This is a genomic window from Nostoc sp. C052 (assembly GCF_013393905.1).
Classification (GTDB): domain Bacteria; phylum Cyanobacteriota; class Cyanobacteriia; order Cyanobacteriales; family Nostocaceae; genus Nostoc.
In genome coordinates, this window is record NZ_CP040275.1 from 75,329 (window position 1) to 96,122 (window position 20,794).

12 protein-coding genes are annotated in these 20,794 nt (G+C 37.9%); 3 read left to right on the forward strand and 9 right to left on the reverse strand.

The window, feature by feature from the left end:
• Positions 1 to 16: 16 nt before the first annotated feature.
• Positions 17 to 1,327, reverse strand: coding sequence for an IS701 family transposase (locus tag FD723_RS36600; RefSeq protein WP_179070102.1), 1,311 nt, complete (start codon positions 1,325 to 1,327; stop codon positions 17 to 19).
• Positions 1,328 to 1,514: 187 nt separating this feature from the next.
• Positions 1,515 to 4,463, reverse strand: a complete 2,949-nt coding sequence (locus tag FD723_RS36605; RefSeq protein WP_179070103.1) for a CHAT domain-containing tetratricopeptide repeat protein — start codon at positions 4,461 to 4,463, stop codon at positions 1,515 to 1,517.
• Positions 4,464 to 5,009: 546 nt separating this feature from the next.
• Here FD723_RS36605 and FD723_RS36610 point away from each other — a divergent pair.
• Entirely contained in the window at positions 5,010 to 5,216 is a 207-nt protein-coding gene (locus FD723_RS36610; protein ID WP_179070104.1) for a hypothetical protein, read from the forward strand.
• On the opposite strand, the gene FD723_RS36615 is transcribed toward FD723_RS36610, so the two are convergent.
• Positions 5,205 to 6,104 (reverse strand): three-Cys-motif partner protein TcmP, encoded by a 900-nt coding sequence (locus tag FD723_RS36615; protein ID WP_179070105.1) that lies wholly within the window; start codon positions 6,102 to 6,104, stop codon positions 5,205 to 5,207. The genes FD723_RS36610 and FD723_RS36615 overlap by 12 nt on opposite strands.
• A gap of 188 nt (positions 6,105 to 6,292) precedes the next feature.
• On the opposite strand from FD723_RS36615, the gene FD723_RS36620 reads away from it, so the two are divergent.
• Entirely contained in the window at positions 6,293 to 7,267 is a 975-nt protein-coding gene (locus FD723_RS36620; protein ID WP_179070106.1) for a radical SAM protein, read from the forward strand.
• A gap of 126 nt (positions 7,268 to 7,393) precedes the next feature.
• Here FD723_RS36620 and FD723_RS36625 read toward each other — a convergent pair whose 3' ends face one another.
• Positions 7,394 to 8,116 carry a hypothetical protein gene (locus FD723_RS36625; protein ID WP_179070107.1) on the reverse strand — a complete coding sequence of 241 codons (723 nt, stop codon included), beginning with the start codon at positions 8,114 to 8,116 and terminating at the stop codon, positions 7,394 to 7,396.
• 432 nt (positions 8,117 to 8,548) lie between these two features.
• Between FD723_RS36625 and FD723_RS36630 the strand changes: the two genes are divergently transcribed.
• The gene (locus tag FD723_RS36630; protein WP_179070108.1) at positions 8,549 to 9,151 is read left to right on the forward strand and encodes a BrxA family protein; all 603 of its coding nucleotides are present in this window, start codon (positions 8,549 to 8,551) and stop codon (positions 9,149 to 9,151) included.
• On the opposite strand, the gene brxL is transcribed toward FD723_RS36630, so the two are convergent.
• The 5 genes from brxL to FD723_RS36655 all read right to left on the reverse strand — a co-directional run bounded on the left by brxL (position 9,148) and on the right by FD723_RS36655 (position 20,721).
• Entirely contained in the window at positions 9,148 to 11,166 is a 2,019-nt protein-coding gene (gene brxL, locus FD723_RS36635) for a protease Lon-related BREX system protein BrxL (RefSeq protein WP_179070109.1), read from the reverse strand. The two genes, FD723_RS36630 and brxL, sit on opposite strands and share 4 nt — an antisense overlap.
• Before the next feature lie 59 nt (positions 11,167 to 11,225).
• Positions 11,226 to 13,793: a BREX-1 system phosphatase PglZ type A gene (gene pglZ, locus FD723_RS36640; RefSeq protein ID WP_179070110.1), complete on the reverse strand. Its 2,568-nt coding sequence runs from the start codon at positions 13,791 to 13,793 to the stop codon at positions 11,226 to 11,228.
• A gap of 179 nt (positions 13,794 to 13,972) precedes the next feature.
• Positions 13,973 to 15,490: an ADP-ribosylglycohydrolase family protein gene (locus FD723_RS36645; protein ID WP_179070111.1), complete on the reverse strand. Its 1,518-nt coding sequence runs from the start codon at positions 15,488 to 15,490 to the stop codon at positions 13,973 to 13,975.
• Positions 15,402 to 16,997 (reverse strand): DarT ssDNA thymidine ADP-ribosyltransferase family protein, encoded by a 1,596-nt coding sequence (locus FD723_RS36650; protein ID WP_179070112.1) that lies wholly within the window; start codon positions 16,995 to 16,997, stop codon positions 15,402 to 15,404. The genes FD723_RS36645 and FD723_RS36650 overlap by 89 nt, the downstream gene beginning before the upstream one ends.
• Positions 16,981 to 20,721, reverse strand: coding sequence for an AAA domain-containing protein (locus FD723_RS36655; RefSeq protein WP_179070113.1), 3,741 nt, complete (start codon positions 20,719 to 20,721; stop codon positions 16,981 to 16,983). The genes FD723_RS36650 and FD723_RS36655 overlap by 17 nt, the downstream gene beginning before the upstream one ends.
• Positions 20,722 to 20,794 lie beyond the last annotated feature (73 nt).

The window sequence follows — 20,794 nt, forward strand, 5'->3', positions numbered from 1 at the left end:
AACCGCTTGTGTCACTTTAGGCGGAGGAAAAATAGAAATCAGGGTGAGTTAGGAATAGAAAAATTGGTGAAGTTAGCCTATAAACGATAGCTTGAAGCTTATAAAAGCCCAGAGACAGTTGAGGAATATGAAAAACTGTTAACCAGGGATATATGAGGTTAAATAGAATAAAAGGTTGAATAACTAAACGCAGATTATTCAAAATATTCTTCCAACCTTTACCATTATTCCACCAGGGATGAGAAGCAAAAGTTGATTGAGAATCTGGGAGTGAAGGATGTAGGGATTCTGAATGAAGGCTAACCAAGAGGTAAGCACTACATACAATCTCCCACCATCGCTCAATATCTTCATAGCGAGTAAAGCGATAATCTGCCCAGCCTAATTCATTCTTACTCTGCTTTAAACCATATTCTACCCATGTTCTTAAACCATAGAAATTTCCAACTTCCCTTGGGGTAATGTCTGGGTATTTACTCATTACATACCAAGTAGAGTTTCCAGGTAATGTATCTGTATCTGTGGTAATTTGCCAATATCTATGTTCTCCACGTTTTCCGTGAATTATTTCACGAGTAAATCGATTTTCACTGCTCAAGTCAGAAAAGACTCGTTTGAATCGATGCCACTTTAAATATTGGATGTGTTGTCTTGGAAGTAGCTCTACAGAATGATTTAAGCGAATTGCTACTAAATAATTTAACTCTAGTTCATCTAATACTGATATAAAATTTGCGCCACTTTCACCATATAGACTATCAGCTAATACCAAGTTAAATTTGAAACCCATCAATTGTAGTTTTCGTATTAGCATTGCCCCGATTTGAGGCTTGGTAAGATACTTATCTCCGGGCTTTAATTTTTCACGAGGTTTGTATACTTCAAATAGTAGTGGAAATGTCATTCCGCAAAATACACCGTAAGCTGTGACTGCCACAATGCCATTCTCTACTTTTCCTAAATTGCCTATATACTGGCGTTTGACATAATCTGTGGTATTACCTTTCTTTTTATCTCCTGTCTCATCAATAATTAAAATGATTGGTTTTCCTTTTAGTACCTCTAAAATTAGTTGCAATCGCAAAGTTCTTAACTGTTCTACTTCCCAAGATGACGTAGTTAAGAAATGATGTAGTCCTTGATAATTATCTAGCCCGACAATTTTCGCTATTTCAGGTAGACTTTTCCGTTTTAAATCAGAAATACATCCTATATGTAGATATTTGAAAGCTTCAAAATTCCTAACATCTGAAAACAGGTTTTTATACCACAAGCAATATTCATCCACACACTTGACGGTTTTTATGGGTGAACGAGGCTCTACCATGCTCTGTGTCTTCGTTCTAGGTTTTGTACATTATTATACTACCGCGATAGTGACACAAGCGTCCGAGGAAAGCGATCGCATTCCCTATGGATGTAAAGAAACAGAAATGTTTCTTAGAAGAGGGCTAAACCAACGCTTACTACAAAGGGAAAAGCAAAATAAATCAAGCAAATATTAGCATCCTTATTTACTTTCCGATGGCACAAAAGGCTGCCCAATAATATTTTTCACTAAAAGGTTGCTCGTCAGGTTCAAACCAATCAAGAAAAGCTTGTATTTCTTGCTGAGAAGTTTTGCTCAAAATTAATTGCTGATTCCATTCTTGTAATTCTATTTTTTTGCTATCACGTAACCATATTTGAGCTTCATTTAATGCACGAGCAATATTTGAATCAATTTTAAGATTTTGATAGAAACGGATCATTAATAAAGATGTTGATAAATCGTTAATATTCCAAAGTGAACTTATTATATTTGGGCTACCTGCATATATAAAACCGCTAGGAAAACCAACGTATTCATCACTGACAGAGTTGAAATTAACAAAGCCTGTTTCACAAGCGGAAAGGCTTACAAGACGACATTTGCTAAGATTTATATTAAAAACTTCCCCCAAAGTCAAGCGTTCTCCGTTAGCTAATAACAGGTATGATTCTAATGATGAATTTATATTGTACACTCCATGACAAGAAAAATGACTACAATGAATTTGAGATAAATCTTGAATATTTTGAATAGTTGCTTTCGTTGCTTCTTCTTGAACTAACACTTGAGCAGTTTGGAAAAATAAACTAATTTCTGACACTTCAATATCAGCATAGGGGAGATCGGCGGTAGGGTTTTGTAGCGCAAATAGGTTTTGAAACAGAGGACGATGCTGGTTTTGGCTAATTTGTAACAATTGACAACTAGGAATGTAGCTGATTCCTTGAGAAAAGCGATCAATTAAACATAAATCATCAATAATAGGTAAAGCATGAAGAGGAAATAAGTGTAAAAACTGATGAGGAACAAGAATTAATTTATTACAAGCTTTAGGGAGGAGTGAAATGATATGATCTAGATGCAAAAAATTAGCTAACTGCTTAAGGTAATTATTTAAGTTGGACTGCCATAACTTCCTATTTTTATAATAGCTATTAAAGTAAGTATTTGCCCAATGAACTAAATTTTTGAGGTCTTGAGGCAGTGATTGCCAAATAATAGGTTTAGAGCTTTCTTTAATTATAATAAATACTATAAATCTATCGTTTAAGATATACCATTCTATTAAAGCAGTTTCATGGTTAGGAAGCAGATATTGGATTTCAGTAAAACTAATTGCTTCTACTTTTTGAGTTAAGCTGAATGTTGGGTCATGAGGTTGTATATTATATTTGATAAAATTCTCAAGTCGTTGATGTAAATTGTTAAGGTGGTTATTGTTAGCAACAAACATATCTGTATTATATATTTGATTCTTCATTTCAACTTCTAGTCGTCGTTCTTCAACTACGATTTCTCTACGAAGTGTTTGAAGTTCATGAATAACTTTTTCTTGGATATTTCCTTTTGGTAAAATGTCTCTAGTTTTAAGAAGTTCTAATAAATTACGGGCTTTGCTTCGTTCTATATAACTAATTGCTAGATCTAGTTTATCTGTTTTAATATAAGCTTCTATAATACCAGCGTAAACATCTATAGCTTCAGAAAGAATACTTTCTTTACGCCAATCGGTATTTGCCCATGAACGACTCTGCTCAATAGCTTCAATAGCTTTTTCAAAACCCTCAATCGCTTCTATATAATAACCAAATATAAAAGATGTCATTCCTAAATTACGGCCATATCTGAAATATTCACTAGGAGATGTATTTGGATTACAAGTTTCTATCGCAGATTTATAACATTCAATAGCTTCAGGTACTTGTCCTGTTAGACTTAAAACAGAAGCTAAATTGTTTTGTATCTCAGCCCAATCTCTAAGAAATGTATTAGGTGTATAAACTTGCAAAGCAGATTGATAGGCTAAAATTGCTAAATTTAAATTTTCTAATTGCTGATTTATCAAAGTTTTGTAAAAGTCTAGAAAATCATTTTGAATAGTAACCCATTCATGTAAAAATAAAGGAATATTATAGATGTTTAGTAAAGTTTTATATAAAACAGTTTCCTGTTTGAATTCCGTAAATTGTTCACCAACTAAATCGCAATAAGCATTACCTAAATGATTCTGCACCATAGCCCAATCTTGAGGAAATGCCTCATGAGTGTAAACCTGTAGAGATACTTGATAAGCAGCTATCGCTGCTTTTAAATCTCCGTTTCTATTAGCTCCATGCCTATCCTGATAAGCTCTACCTAAGTTGTTTTGAAGCATGGCCCAATCTTGAGGAAATGCCTCACAAGTATAAACTTGTAGAGCAGCTTCGTAAGCTGCTATTGCTAATTTGAAGTTTTCAACACGTTCACCGTAAACTCTCATACAGTATACATTACCTAAATTATTATTAGCTAATGCCCAATAATAAGGATGTAATTTATTATCTAAGAATTGTAATGCACAAGAGTATGCTTTAATAGCTTGCTCCTGATTTTCAGCTTTATCAAATTTAACTCTCTCATTATAAATAGCACCTAAATTAATTTGTGAAACTGCCCATTCATAAGGAAATTTTTCATATGTTCTAATTTGTAAAGAATCTTGTAAACAAGTTAGTGCAAATTCTAAATTTTCTACTCGTTTACCTTCAATTCTTCGTAGGTAAGCTACCCCCATATTGCTTAGAGTTGTTGCCCATTCTTCTGGATAATCACTTATACTTAAAGCAGTCAGAGCTATTTTGTATCCATTAATAGCTATTTCTAAATTTAAGCTCCTATTACCTAAAGGAAGTTCTAAGAAAAAGTTACTAGTATTGCTTATAAATATGGATGTATCCCTTACTAAATATAAAGGGGCTTGTTGTAGCTTTTTTTCTTGCCAATCTAGTAATATTTTTGCAAATTTATCATTAATTTTATCTGAATTATTTACCAAAAATGAATTAATTAATGTTGTATTATTTTTACTACTTGTTATAAGCCTAATTAATTTTTTTAGAAAAAATTGATAATTTTTATAAGTGTATTTTTGTGTTCCAAATCCTTTTTTCATGTTATTTATACCTAAAAATTCTGAGCTAAAGAGTCCCAAGTATCACAAAATTTCTCTGTAATGTTTCGCTATATACGGATATATATAGTGGCTAAAACTACTCTTATTGATTATCAAAGTATTTGTAGTTGATTTTATATTTATAATTAATTTATAATAGGGTTAACTAATTTGCAATAATAACTCAAGTACCCAACAGTTACCAGATTGGCGAAGTCTGCCAAATCCTTGCAAAAGACAATCCAGAACTCAGGGGTAAAAGCGGTTGCTGGGCGATTGTTACCGCCGTTAATGATTTTAGTTGCACTGTAAGGCTCTGGGATGGAGAATTGACGGTTGGGGTGCAGCATCTTAAGTCGTTCAACTACTTGCCAGATGACTGTCAGCAGATGCAGGAGATATGTGATCGCATTTCACAAGTATATTTCAGTGGACTAGAGGAGTCGGTGCAGAGGTTTTTGGAGTCGTTGGGGAAGCTGAACAGGGCTTACTTAACAGATTTAGAAGAGAAAGTGTTGAGTTTGTTGAGTTAGAAACTGGCGGCTGATGCGAGAATTCACAGCAGGCGTAGCATCACTAAGAGTTTTGGAGTTAGGGCGATCACCTTATAAAGTCATCAAAATATATCCCAAAGCGGTTACTAAATCGAACTCAGCAGATGGAGCAAGAAAAAGCAGTGCAGGAAATTTTGACGGTATTAGGCGTAGTGGAATAAGAGGCGATCGCTACTTCATCCTCGCATTATCCCTTTAATATATGCTGTGCAATTTTAATTGCTGTTGGCGCTCCTTTAGGATTGCCTGATGCAAAACATAGTAAAAATAAAGGATTATTGCGTGAGTTACGCAATACAAGTGGATTTTCTGCAACTCCTGCAAATGCTGTTTTCAATCGCTCAACAAAATATTGACTAATTAACTCAAAATTAGCTATTTTTTCTGTTTTTTCAGTTGAAGGGTTATTGTCTATCTCAAACAAATTTAGTTGCTTGCTTTGTGGCTTTACAGATTGATAAAAAGCTTCAAACCAATCGTCAGTTCCAAATATATTATCAAGTCTTCTTCGCCAAGCTTCTTGAATGTTACCATCGCGCGTTAATAGTCGGTTTACCGCCACTCCTAAAGGAAACAGATACCAAAGGTCAATTGCTTGTGTTTGGGCGATTAAAACAATTGTCTCCCACGGAATTTGCATTCCAAATGGATCTAAGAATAGTACTGCGCGATTCTTTCGCCAATCCTTACTACATAAATTTTTTAAATAAATATTAGCATCTTCATTAATTATTATTATATCTTGACTTTTATCTGGAAACTCTACTTTCAACTGCTCTAAGTCAGATATTTTATTTTTGTCCTTTTCAATAAAAATGTATCGATTAAACCTTGGTTCTACCTGAAGTGCAATTCGTGCTGAACCATCCATAAATCTTTGTGGTTCTTGCTCAATGAGTTCGGGAAATAGTAATTGACTTTGTTGTTCTGCATCTTTAAGTTCCCTATATCCCGTACCTGCAAAAGCATCTATATAAGCATATTTTAGTCCCTTATCTTTTAATACATATACGTAAGCAGGAAGATATTTACGAATTCGATTTAATTTCTCTTCTGTCCAATCACCACCGAATATTTGTTTGTTCATATATTTACTTAAATAACCTAAGTAGATTATAGTTTCTATTTGGATTAAGCAATTAATTTAAAAAATATTTCAATTAAGAAAATGCTATAATTCTAATATTAAAAATTAAATAATTATAATAAAATTTCCAATGATAAAATCATGGCAATTTTAAAGATATAAACTTTTATAGAAAATGGGTATATTCTATGTCGATTGTCAAAGGTACTGAAGAAATAGTTAAACCACTTCAAGAAAGTGAGCTTAACAAAAAGGGATTATGTGACTATGTAATCAACGTGGCATCAGGTTGTTTACATGGTTGTACCTTCTGTTATGTCCCCTCAACTCCAGCAATTCGAGCAAGGCAGTCACATCTAAAAAACAAAGGAGTCGATAACCCGCAAATGGACTGGGGACAATACCTGTTTCTCCGTCAAGAAATCCCTCAGAAGCTAGAAAAAATACTTAGCCGTAAGAAGGCTTGGAGAGAGACACCAGCCGGGAAAGGTGTAGTTTTACTCTGCTCAGGTACTGATCCATATCAAAACAATCAGACTGCAAGTGTTACCCGCAGTACTGTTGAGATTTTATTGAAGTATAACAAGAAAGTTAGAATTTTAACTCGTAGCCCATTATGGGTGAAGGATATCGACATCCTTAAGCACAAGAATGTAACGGTAGGGATGAGCTTGCCTTACCTAGATGATGACTTGAGTCGGCAAATTGAACCTCATGCACCTTCACCAAGTCTGCGCTATGAGGCAATGCTTGAAGGTTACAAAGCTGGGTGCCGATTATATGTTGCAGTTGCTCCTACTCCTCCCAATATGGCTTTAGATGATTTTAAAAGGCATCTAGAGAAAGTAATGTGTATTAGCCCGGAAGTCATCTTTTGGGAACCTATTAATGCTCGTGGCAGTAACGGTAAAAGAATGATGGCAGCAGGGCTAGATTTTGCAGAGGCTATTATGACTAAAAACTCATGGGCTGAATGCTTTATTAAACAATGGGAATATATAGAAACTGCTGCAACTGAGTTAGGATGTTTTGATAAACTTCATATTTGGGTTGATCCTGGTTTAAAAGACTATGTAGATAGTGCAAAACTTGAACACTGGCTGTATAAACCCACATCTGAAAAATGGGATAAATTAGAATATTTACCAAAAAAAGCAGCTTAATTATATAGCATTTCAAGATTACTTGAATAAAAATAAAAGTTCATTTTATCATTCCTAAAAAGTTTATTCCTACATAATCACTTTATAGAAAATGGGATTTACCATAAATTTTATATTTACATTACTCTATTTATCATCAGATAAATTGTGCAGTTTGCCATTAATAAAGTGATAGGTTCGTTTATGTTCTAGGTATTCATATAAGGGGCGATGATGGAACCGTAACTCTTCAGTCTGCTCTTTTGAAAATTTCTGACTTAGTGGATCAGCATAATTTTCTGGAAACTTCATAAAATTCCAAATTACAAAAAGTGATTGTTCTGAAAGATTATGTACTGAAGAAAATCTACTTTGAGGCTCTCCAGGTACTGGTATACTAGATTGCTTTGCTGCTTCATGTATATCTAAATTGGCATCACTAGCTCCATAAAAGAAAGCAGCAGTAATATCCTTATCGTTTGGATTTAAAATTTCCCACAACTGATGACGATATCGATCTGTCTCAATTTGCAAAATACTTTTATGCTCTTCCTCTGTAATCTTTTTAGAAAGATATAGAGATTGCTGAAGTATCCTAGCTGCTGAAATCCATTTAAGTCGATTATTATTCCTATCTCTTAAAAGCTCAACAGTGTGATTAAAACCTGAAAGCGACTGTTCAAGAAAAAATTTAGAAACTTGCTTTTCTTTATCTGCTAACTTTGCAGCTTCATTTAAGAAAATGCCAGAAAAAGCAGCACAGGTTCCTGCTAAAGTTACATTATCAACCTTACCTTGGATATAAAAAATAACTGTTAAAATAGCTGTGATAAGAAACAATAATGCTAATATTCTTAAAAAGAACTTCATAAGCTATATTAATCTCAAATCGCTATTGTATTACAATAATTAATTTCATTTTCAGAATAAAATATTATTAAGATAATTGACGACAAATAATTGCCTATCTTAACAAAACTGCACAGTATGAATGGTTAATTGTAGTTGAGCATTACATTACACCATCCTTAGCGTAGGATATATTAACATATTTAGTTTTTGCTACTGCATTGCTGTGGTTATACAGGTGCTTGCCCTTGGAGTTAAACAAATGATCACAGGTGAAATAAAGTCAAAAGTAGATCGCCTTTGGAAGTATTAAACTCCGAAACCTTGACGAAAATGTAATAGGAGATTTACATAGGAGGATGCTAACGAGCATTTCCTGAAAAACATTTAAATCCATAACTCACTATCTAGGTTTGAGAAAGGGTTTTGCTTGCCTTCTCTATTGTTTCGATTATGCCTGAAACTGCTTATACTGCTCGTACTAACAATGCTTTTGTTCTAATTGAAACCCTTCGAGTTGCTGAACTGATGTACCAAGGTGCAACCCAGGAAGATATTCGGCAACGGGTATTGGTGGAGGATTTGTTTCAACTGCGCTCTCAAGCTTCCCGTGAGCGGGCGCTGCAAACTATTCTCAAACGTCTTCAGCAAGTCCCAGAGGAATATATTCAATTAATTGCCACTGGCAACCCTGATATCCGCCGATTCACCATATTGTTTCTGATTCTGCGAGAACATCGCCTTCTGCGCGAACTCATTGATGAAGTCCTGCTAGACAAAATTAAGGGTTTTAATTACGTCGTAACGACTGCTGATTTGCGAACCTTCTTTGAAGGAAAACGAGATCAAAATTTAACTGTGGCTGCATGGTCAAACTCCACCTATAAAAAAGCTGCTAGCAACACTTTACTAGTGCTAGTAAATGCGGGTCTGTTGCAACCCACGTTTCCAAGAGGAAATTATCAAATTCGCTCTGTTCCGATACCATCAGCCTTGCGTCAAAAGCTACTTGCTGATGGGCTAAGTTATTACTTGACTCTCATGCTTGATTTTTAATCGACTGCTAACGCTTTAAATACCGCGTCTACGGGGTCAGCGTAAAATGATGTTTGAAATTTAGCAAACAACTCTGGCGGAACACTGGCTAAGTCCACAGCGCTTGCCATTGGTAAGAGGATACGTTTAGCGCCAGCATCAAAGGCTACTTGCAGGCTACCTGCTAGGTTGCTGACTGGTGTAATTGTCCCACCAATGGTCATTTCCCCAAATATTGCAAATTGCGTTTGAACACTACGTTTTAGAGAAGCAGAACATAAAGAAACGAACAATGCTAATCCACTCTCTTGGGGTGCGCCAGACCCTTGCAAGTCTAGTAACTGGAGCAAAAAATCCAAATTACTTGGGTGAATGCTACTGCTAACTCTTTGAGCGTTAGCTTTAAAGTAATTCATAGCAATGTTTAAACTATCCTTCATCTTGCCAGCCGTTGCTAAACCAGTACGTACTAGCTTGCCACTACCGGGTACTGCTTGCAGTTCAAGTTTGAATACCCCAATTATGCCGCTATCTCCAGTACTGACAAAGTGCAAGTGACCGGGAGTCAGCATTTCCTGACTAATCAAGCTCGAACCACCCTGTTCCGGTACTGAGACAAAATGTTCATCTAGAGTTTCCAAGTCGATGTAACTGAAATGCACATCGTAAAATTCCATTCCACCAATTTTCTTTAACTGTTCTTTCACGCGCCGTCGCACCCGCAGCCCATACACTAGGGCTTCACGCACATCTTCCTTACTAAATGAGCCATCTGGGAAAAGCAGTTTTAGCAGCCCTGATACAGTTTTGCGAACTGCTTGAACATCTCGTTGCTTAAGATTGTTACCTAGTCTGAAGTGGAGGTCTATGGCATCGGCAAAACTGCGTTTACGCATTTCCCGCAGCCACTCCGCTAAGTAATCGACAATAAACCCGTACTGGTTGGTAAAATTCTCCGGGCTAAATTTGGGGATTTCCCAGCCAGGAATATAAGCGTGAAAACGGTCGAAGAAGGCGGTGTCAATCATGGCTTCGGGGAAAGGTGCTAGCAGGTGTGAGGTCTTCACCAAAGATTCCACGCTTTGATTAATGTTGCCGACAAAGACCATAGAAGCATTGGCGGTAATCTCCGCCTTACCACGTGCAAAAGAACCTGATGCCATGTAGTCTTTCATGATTTGTACACCGTCGTTATCATGGAAGCTCATGCCTGCTACTTCATCAAAGGCAACCACGTCAAATAAACCCACTAGTCCCACGCGACGATTGGACATATTGTAGAAAAGATTCGCTACTGTAGTTTTTCCACCAGAAACCAAGATTGAGTTAGGAGAAACTTCTTTGTAGACGTGGGATTTACCTGTAGAACGGGGCCCAAGTTCGCAGCAGTTGTAGTTATTTTCACAAAGGGCTACCAAACGGGCAAGTAGATGCCATTTTACGTCTTCACTGACGGTAGTGGGTTCCAGTCCTGTTGACCGAATTAGCAGGTCAATCCATTCACTGCGGGTAAAAGCTGGGCGACCCGCAAACAGTTCATCCATATCCACACTAGGCATTTGGATAGGTTTGAGGCTTCCCACAATGAAGGGACTGGGTTTGGTTCCTGCTTCATATTCCAGTTGTAAAATACACCAAATACCACCACCCAAAAGCTTTTGGTTGGGTTTGACAATTTCTGGGTCAATGACTACGCCTTTTACACCCAGGTTCATTAAAGTTCCCTGGTAGATGTCATCTCTGTCATTGAGCGTAACCGTTACCCGGTCAATGATGGTGAATCGTCCCAATTCCCGAATTTTAGATTTGATCTGTTCTGCTTCATCAGGACGGACATAATTCTGTGCCAGGATGTTTTTTACACGAGTAACCCCTTCTTCAATGGTGGTTTCGTCGTCGGTCGCGCAATACATACCGAGTAGGTATTCCAGCACATACACTGGTACGTTAGCACCTTCTTTAATACGTTTAGTCAGGTCTTTACGTACTACCTTTCCAGGGTAAATGCTGTTTAGTTTTTGATTCAGGTCATCCATTTTAGGGCAGGGAGCAGGAGAGAATAATTTGATATCACCGATATTGTGACTATATTGGCTTAGAAATCTCCAAAGTCGTTAGCGATCCCTAAACTAACTGCCCAGGTTTCTCGGAGCAATTCACTCTCATCGTCTGCATCCTTAACTATTAAATAGACGTTACTAGGAGGATTAGCGGTAGTTACGGTCAACCTTAAGCTAATTTCTCGATCGCTAGGATGAGGGCTAGTGCTGCTTAAGTTTGCTCCTCGCACATCTGTTATCGGTATATTAGTTTGGGGATCGTAGAACGCAACTGTAATTTGACGCGATCGCCATCTCCCCTCAACTGCATCACTTTGTACTAATGTCAATGTAAAACGATTATTCGTTACCCGCCGAACTCTGGCACTTACCTGTACCCCTACTTTCCGGGCTGGGCCTTCGTCTCCTTTAACCGCCCTTTGGTGATGATAGGTGATGACTGGTACGCAGACTTCTTGGAGAGATGCCCCGCCGTGGACAAACTGCGCTCCTGCACCTTGGACGGCAAAGCGTAAACTACCACGAGGTACGATCGCAACTGTGCCATTTTCTGTATAGGGCAGGTTAAAGTGCAGTAAGGTTGAGTCATTCAACTGTTCTCGTGCTAGCAGGTAGCGGCGTTTGCCTTCCAGTACTACTTCACCACTTGGTAGGGGTCGCTTGTCTGCTTCTTGAATGGGGCGACGTTGGTATAAAAAACCGTGGTCTGCGGTGATAATAACGTTTGTACCATTGATAGAATTACAAATTTTCTTTACCAGCCGTAGCAGTTCGCTAATTGCTGTTCCGCAAGCTGATAGTACTTGACGTTCGCTGGATGCCTGATCGCCGATCGCATCAATGACGTTGTGATAAATGTAGATTAGGCGATAAGGTTGCACAGCAGCCCGTCCTTCGTCAGTATTCATCTCTAGCAGGTCTTTGGCACTAAGTACTGTAGCTTCTACCCGACTATTTTGATTTAGTACCTTTTGCCTTGCTAATGCTCCTTTAGTACCAAGCCCATCCAGTCGGACATCATCATCACCTGGTATCAGTTCTAGCTTTGACCCTGGAAGAAGTGCTGCCATACCCAACCGTGTCACGCTGGGTAAAACTCCCAATTGTGCCTCTAGGCTGGTTTCACCCCGAACTTCTTTTTTAATCACCTCTTCGAGTTCGCTGGCGACTTCATAGCGCAAAGCATCGGAGATAATCACAAATACTTTTTCGCGATCGCTCCGTTCTAAAATTGGGAATACGTGCCTGCCAAAAAATCTAGTTTGGGATGCTACGCCCTCCAATTCCCAGTTGTTGTTGCTAACGGCATCAGACCAAGCTTCTCCTAGACTATCCAGGAACCATTGGGTGTATAGATTTTCCACATCGTCAATTAAACCCTTGAGGATATCCCCTTGGGCATCATCGCTCTTGACGATAAAGTGGCGATAAGCTTTGTCAAAGGAGTGTAAATCGCTGGCGTAGGCTTTGAAGAGAAGTGGGGCTGGCTGGCAGAATCCTTCTGGATACTGCTGCTTAAATTCCAAAAGAGCGATCGCAGCTTCCAATGCTTGATAAATCTTCTCATACTGGGGGAACCAAATCAGGGTATGACGTGCCTGTAACCAAGTTCGCCAGGGTGTCAATTCTGTTACTTGTTGCCCCATTTGCATTTGCAGGGTTTTAACGCAGGTGCGGATTAATACCTTATCTACCACCTCGAAACTGGCTGCTTCAAATAAAACTTCCGGCTCTAAATTCTCTATAGCATCAAATATATGTAATTGTTCTGCCACCTCACTGCTGAGGATCTTCCAGCCTAGAGAATCTTGCTGGTCGCGCATCCACTGGTCGATAAAAGCATAAGCTCGTTGTCCAGGAGTGATGACTTGGTTTGCTAGCTGGGGCGGGATGGTATCGTGCAGAGATTTAGCAAAATGAGTAATTAACAACTGCACGAATAGCTTGTTTAAACTGGGGTTTTGCTTAGGAAAATCCGTGTGTTCTTGGACTACTTCCCAGAAAGCTTCAGGGGAGATAAAACGCTCAATATCAGACCAGAGGGTGTTATCCGACTCTAATAACCCTCCTAGCAGCACCCGCCGAATCAGTGTCCCTGCATCCGGTACTTTTAAGCCTGCGAGGACGGAAAGCATAGCCAGGAGTAATCCCCGTTCATCGCTGTCGGGGGAAATACCCATTGCTTGCAGGGCTTCTGTCCGTTTACGGCTTTTAAAGAATTTCTGATGTTCCCGGATGACAATTTCCAGACCGCGCGATCGCAATCCTAAATCTGCATATATGAGGGCGGCGGGGTCAGCAGAGAAGGTTAAACCGCTTTTTTGGATGTCTAGAAGCCAGTTTTCTTGGGGCGCAGGTTCGGGAAAGGGGGCGTACAGTAGAAAAGTTTGATTAGGTTGCTCGACTAGCAGGTGATATTTGACAGTAAAGGCAGTATCAGCAAGTTGGAGTTTTTCTACGCCTTCGAGTTGGAGTTCATTGAAGCTGCTGGTAAATTGTTGTTCGGGGTCGTACCAAAACACCACCCTCCGTCCTGGGTGCAACCAACGGGCTGAATCTTGAAAGAGTGTTTCTAAAGTGTTTTGGATACGAGCGGTGTTCATAAAATTGTTTACACAACTTTTTAGGAGTGAGTTAAGTTACGTGGGGCAAAAGTTGATGTGATTTTCTTACTGAGGCAGAATCAACTCGCAAAAATTTTATTTTTTGCCGTTAAAACAGGAATCATAGCCTTATAGTGTTTTTTTGTCGTTAGCTAATGGACATCTGTTTAGGAGATACACTAAATAATAAATAATGTTTTGCTAGGGGTATCAGCACGAAAAGCTAACTTGCAGCTTTGACCAACATCGAAATTGATGCGTACAGTTGTTACTGTTCGCCCTTGAGTGAGCAGAGATTGTTTATCTATTTCTGTGATCGTGCCTGCACCTAGACGGTAATGTACAACTCGCATATCCTTATGAACTGTCTGACGACACAAGGCTTTGCCCAATTTTATACCGCTATAGCCTGGGCGAATTTTCATCTTTTCATGTTCGCCAGCAGAAATTTTAGCTAGATGTTCACCTATGCAAATCAAAAATGACGCATCTTGAATCTGCGATCGCCATTTTTCAGAAATAACTTCCAATCCAAAAGCAGCACCGCCTAAGCCACCAACAAAAGCAGCGATTGAATCAGTATCACTGCCTATCATATTAGCTGCGGTAATAATGCTTTCCTGGGTTTGTTCTGGCTGACGGGCAAACAAATAAACCCCAGCGATCGCAGTCGCTAACCCAGAACCTTTGGTAGCTTGGTCAAAACAGCCTAGTTGCTCAAGTATGTTTTGAGGTGATTCATCTTTACGTAATCCTAACCAGACTAGACGCAACCACTCCACAGCTTCTTGTTTGGTTTTCTCAAAGACTACCTCGAAAGATTCTACCCTTCCTTTATTCCATTCAGTCAGCCATGTTTTCAAAGCGGGTATTTTCGGAATTTGCAACTGTTTTACCCAGTTGCCAAGTATTTCAATCAACTGTTGACCTATGCTAGGTTCTGACCACTGCAATACAGTTTGTAGTGCATATCCATATAAGAGCGCTCCAACGATAGCTCTTGGATGACCGTGACTAATTATTGAATTACGCCAAATATCTGCTTCAGCTTGTTCCCAACGGCCAACATTAGCTAATACATGAGGTGATATTCTCATGGCTGCACCATTGGCACCACCATCACGGTAGTCTATGCTGCCTTCTTTCATCTTACGGCTGAAAAAATTGCTATTCCAATCAGCCGACTTGCGCTGTATTTTTTCAGCTGCTTCCTTGACAGTGCTACCTGCACCACGAGCATATTCTAGCCACATTGGATACTCAAACTTGCAAAAGGGATGATAGTCAAAGCATCCATTGAAGGATATACAGGCAGCAGTGCAGATAGTTAATTGTGTATCGTCAGAATATTCCCCAGCAGCAATATAATCCTCATAACCTTGGAAGCGTCCACCAACACGCTTACTCCATGACTGGTAGTCAGTAACTTGCTCTAAACCCATTTTATGTTTGAGGTCGTTATGCGAACGGATAAATTCTGTCATCCAACCTAGTGCATCACCAGCCGCAGCAGCAATTATCGAACCAGCACAGCGATCCTGGAGTGAGTCAATCGATAATAATTGATTTTTTTCTTGCATAACCAACTCGTTAATAAATAAGCTGCTTTTAACTACCTCTAACAATCCACTCAGAATGCCAATCAAAATCACGAGATGATACTCGGATATTTCCTCTCCATCCTGCTTGCCGTACATTTTGCTCATGGCGTGGAGAGCGGATCACGATTTCCATTATGTCTGCTAAAGGGATACCATCTCGGATCAAAACTTCAGCTTGAATACAAGTAGGTAGGTTAATTGGTTTACTATTGCGATCTTGTAATCCCTGTCTGTCTTGTACTGTATCATCGAATAGAGTTTGAAGTGTGTGATAACCAGGTGCTATGTGACGACCTCCACCTGTGGCAGCATTGAATTTGCAGAATTCTATTCCTTGTTTCCATAAATAATCAGGCTTGATATATAACAAAACTACAGGTTCCTCAGATTTATGTACAAGCCCATAAAGCATAAGAAAATTATAGTAAGTTAAACTACAATTGACATAATTTTTGTACTTCTGTCCTTCAGGTTTTCTACCATCAAATGGGTTAGTGCAAATATTATTCTTTTCTAACTGATATAAAGATAATATAGCGTCTGCACGACAAATATTATTTAGATTCTCAAGACGGGTTAAATGTAAAAGTTTTTCGATTCTCCTGTGTAAAACAAAAGATTTAATATCTTCAGCGTCCGTTGTATTGTATCTGGAGGAGGCTGGGAGAATTCTAGTCTCTGATGAATTAGCTAATTCAGTTTCTTCATCTACTAGATCGAAACTCTCAAAACATACGTCATCTAGAACCCAATCAAAAGATATCTTATCAAGAATATCCTCTGTTGAATCTGCCAACGTTATTTCTACATCTGATAATCGAAACAATTCATCCCATACTATCTGCTGTTCATTTCCAGCACTTAAAATCTCTGTTAATAAATCTGATGCAATTTTTAATTCTTGATCTTCACTAAATATTTTGATAATGTATTGATCTTGTGAATCTAAAAGATAAAAAATAGATATTTTTTTTCTGACAGTTGTAATAGTAGATAATTCTTGGTAGCTGGTTAATTTTTGAGTTTTTTCTCGAATTACGATATCGAGAGCGATATTCTGTACATCTGCAATTGTTAAAGCAGAAATGTCAGGATATTTATCGATAGCAATAAATTGTCCTAAGCTTTTTAATTCTAAAGGCGCATCTTGTAAACGTGTATTATCAAAATTAATTTGATTTGTTAAAGGATCAGCTATAGCATAAATGTTTTGAGTATAAGAAGGTTCTAATACAGAATTTTCTTCCTCAAATATTTTTTTGCCAAAAGGTGTAATTTTTAAAGTAGAGTCTGAGGTTAGTTCTAAAAATTTCCAAGATTGAAGATTTTCAGCAACACTTCTCATGAGCATAGAATCTATACCCAGAACATTTGCTAATTCTTCTATAGTTACTGATGGAACGACATTAATTGCTGTGCTTAGTATGAACTCTTCAAATATATCTACTTCACGCAATTCGCTAATAGTAACCTTCACTAACATTTGTTGGACGTTATAGCGAACATAGCGCCCAGCCAATACTTGATATCCTTGGGATTCAATTTTATCTACTAATTTGCTTAAACGAGAGTCTACTTGGTTAGCATTAAAGGTTAGATACATTTATAAACCCTCTGTATTTATGTACAACTTGTGATACTTTTTGATATATAGGAAGTTGCGTAAATAAATCGTGACAGCCTACGATTATGAGCAATTCTTTAGCACGGGAAAAAGCGACATTAACTCTTTCAGGTGTTTGAGCAAATCCAAATTTGCTTTGCTGGTTGTTGCGAACCATGCTGACAATGATGATGGGTTTTTCCATACCCTGAAACCTGTCAACTGTGCCACTACGAATATCTAGGGAAGGAAATCTATCAGCAGAGAAGTAACTTTCAATTCGTCTTAGTTGAGCGCCATAAAATGTGATAATTCCTATTTCTTTTTTAAGCGATCCCTGAGCGACTTTAGGTGCCCAAGATTGTTCCATTTGTTCGCATAATGTTTGAATTTTTCTAATTTCTACGTCGTTATAATATGATGTGCCATCTCTTCTTTCATGAAACTCTCTACCTGTAGGTATTGCAGCCCACATAATATGATTATCCTCCCCGATAATTGAACCCGCTAAATTGTGGGCGCGTTCAATATCAGGATTGGTAAGCCCACAACTAAGTCCACCATCGCCTTCATCATAAAATTGGTTGATTGCTTCCATAATCTGTGGATGCATTCTATACTGGATATTTAGCCGTCTAGTTATGCTTGCTTGGTTAGTTTGTGCTGCTTGAAATTGCAACTGAAACCATGATTGCTCTAAAAATTGAAGATTATCTATAGGGATAGAAAGTTCTTCAGCAAGCTCATCTAAATTTTCTTCATCTAAAATGGGTGGTAACTGACGATAGTCACCAATCATCACAATTTTTTTACCTTTTAATGTTGGTATAAGTAACTCTGGTGGAATACTTTTGCTTACTTCATCAATAATTACTACATCAAAGTGTCCAAATTTCTGTAAGTAATTACATCTTGCTGCTTTCATGCAGGTAACGCCGATAACATTAGCGTTATCCAAATATTTTTTTCGCAAAGCCTCATACTCTAGATCAGATGGTTGCCGTAATTTTTCAATCCATTTTTGAATAGTTGGCTCCCATTGGTTAAGGTAAGCTTCTGATTGCTCAAGCTCTTGTTGCCATAACTCAAAGTTAATTGGAATATTTCTCAAAAAACTCAGATTAAATAATTCCTCATCATCAACATTTGGTTTAAGCCAGTTAGGAATGTTCTGGTAAATACCTAACCACCAATGTCTAAAATTGTTTAAATTTAGTTCCAATTCTTCTATCTGCTTTTCAATTTCTCTGACTTGATTAGATAGTTCTGTAACTTCATTGAAAGCTTTACTAGTAACTTCTCTGATGCTTTCAAGTTCAGAATCTATATGGCTGTTAATAGTTGAAAGTACAGATAAAGGAGCTAGAGTAGCTTCTAAATTATCTTGAGATTCTGATGTTAGCAGAAGCATTTGCTCAGTTTCAGTTTGTAATTTATTGAAAAAATCTTTTGCACTTTCAGTAATGCCACTGCTAACTTCGGCTGTAAGTTTATATAATTTAGATTCCCAATCTCTTGCTTGATTTTTTTTGATTAACTGCTCGTATTCTCGCTTAATTGCTTCTAACTTAATAGCTGCGATATAAATTTTTCTTTGTTCGGATGATTGATTTATATCTGCAATAGCAATACTAGAATAATTGTGTAATATATTAATTGCTTGTATATGATATTGGCTGTTAATTCTGGTTGCAAGTTGTTCTCTGATTTGAGAAACCTGTGCCTCAAAAGGCTCTATATTAATTAATAATTTCTGGTTTTGTAAAAGCAACCAATATATTTTATTACCAACTTTACATACTTCATCACATTCATTTAGCTGAAGTATAAGTTCATTTATTTCGAGTTGGCACTCATCAAGATATTGTTTCCAAGGCTGCTGGCAAGCTTCTAATGCAATAGCTTGTACCCGTAATGGCAATGAAATTAAATCTTCTGTAAAATGATGACGTTGTTGCAGGCATCGCCTCAATACTTCATAAATTTGAGAGTTAGCTGTTAATTGCCAACTCTCAAGCTCACGGAGTGCCAATGTAAGTTCTGTTTTACGATTTTTTAGCTGCTCAATTTTTATCTGTTGGTTAGCAAAAAATACACTATTCGATTCAATGAGATTTCGTAAATCAGATTGCATAGAATTAATCTGATGCTGCCGAGTTTCTAGTTGAGTGTAAGTATTTCTTTTTATCTGGCATTCTAATTCAAGAGAAGTCTTACTATCTAGCAATTGATGTTGCTGTTGAGGAAAGGCTTCTTCAACTTGCATATAAACTTGAAATTTATCTAACGATGTCAATAATGGACGTAACCCTCGTACAATTTTTTGGTGCTTTAATAAACGGCTTTCGCATTCAGCAGATGTATTGTTTACCCATCTATCAACAACGTTTTCACTTAGAAAAGGTTTTCCTTCTGTACTAACGCTTCTGGTACTTCCGTCTCGCACAGGACGTAGGACTGGGTGGTGAGATAATCGGCTTAAAGCGTTATCTACTGCTAGGTTGGCTTGAGAAGCAATTAGGGTACGCCCACCTTTAAGGGCAACTTGATAGCAAATTTCGGTAATAACCGTTGTCTTGCCTGTACCAGGAGGCCCTTGTAATAAAATGAGATCCTCCGCAGCTAGTACAGCTTTCACAGCTGCTAATTGGCTATCATTAGCCTTACCCAAAAATAAATCTTCTTTAGCTAGTTGGACAGTTTCTTCTAGCGGTCTAGCCTGAGAAGCTTCAAAGAAAAATTTGCTTAAATTAAAGTTTTGTGTATAACCTAGCCTCAAGTTTCTTAAAGCTTGTCCTTGCCATTGAATTTGAGCAAGGCTACCAGTGTCTTTAAAAAACAACAATATTGTTTCAGGTAGTGCAAAATTATCCTGCTTTAACAACTCTGTTATATCAGGTTCTAGTTTGAGTTTTATTTGGTTATGATTACGTCTAACTGATTCAATTTTTCCTAATTCCTTACCTGCACGTCTATTGCGAATTTCAGCAGAACTTGCAAGAAACTTTAAAGGTTCGTTTACAGCCTTTTCAGCGCGCTTCCAAAATTCATCTAGGCTGATCGAAATCGAGCCATTACTGGTAGCTAAAGCAGCATCCACTGCAAAGGTTATATGTTTTGCGGATGCAGAGTAGTTGTAGGAAATAACAGGAACATAAAACTGACGGTTTTCTGCTATGCGGTGTTGTATTCCTAAGTAAGCTTCCCAGGCTTGTATTTGGGCATAGGTTGGTACATAAGAACTACAAACAGGCATTGTTGCTATTTCTGCAAATGCTGTTTCTGGAATACCTATATTATTTTGATGAGCGCGTTGTAGGAGAATCAGGCGAGGTAAAGAAAAAGAATCTACCCGTCCTTGTTCTAGGTCTACTAAATTAATTGCAGTTAAAACTAAATTGCCTGTGCCATCTCGCTGAACAATTCCTGAAAGCTGTAAAGTTTGTTGCCGTTCTTCTAACTTCAAAGGTAATTGGAAATCATCTCGATCTGTTGCTACTATAAGTTTCCATTTTTCTTCATATTCTGAATTTCTTCCCGGCTCTTGTCTGCGAATATAGAAGATGCAAGGCTCCGAACCTAAAAGATGAGATATTAGCTCATCAGCACGAGCGTGTCGCTGCCAATAATCAGGATAGGCATTTAGTGCATCTGCTCCTTCAATATGGCTAATAAAGTTAGCGCTAGCTGTTCCTAGATAGTTGTAACCCCAAGTTTCCGGCATAACCTTGCACCCCATCTGAAAAATGATAAATAATCAACAGGATTGAAGACTTTTGTGTAACAGATTCACACTT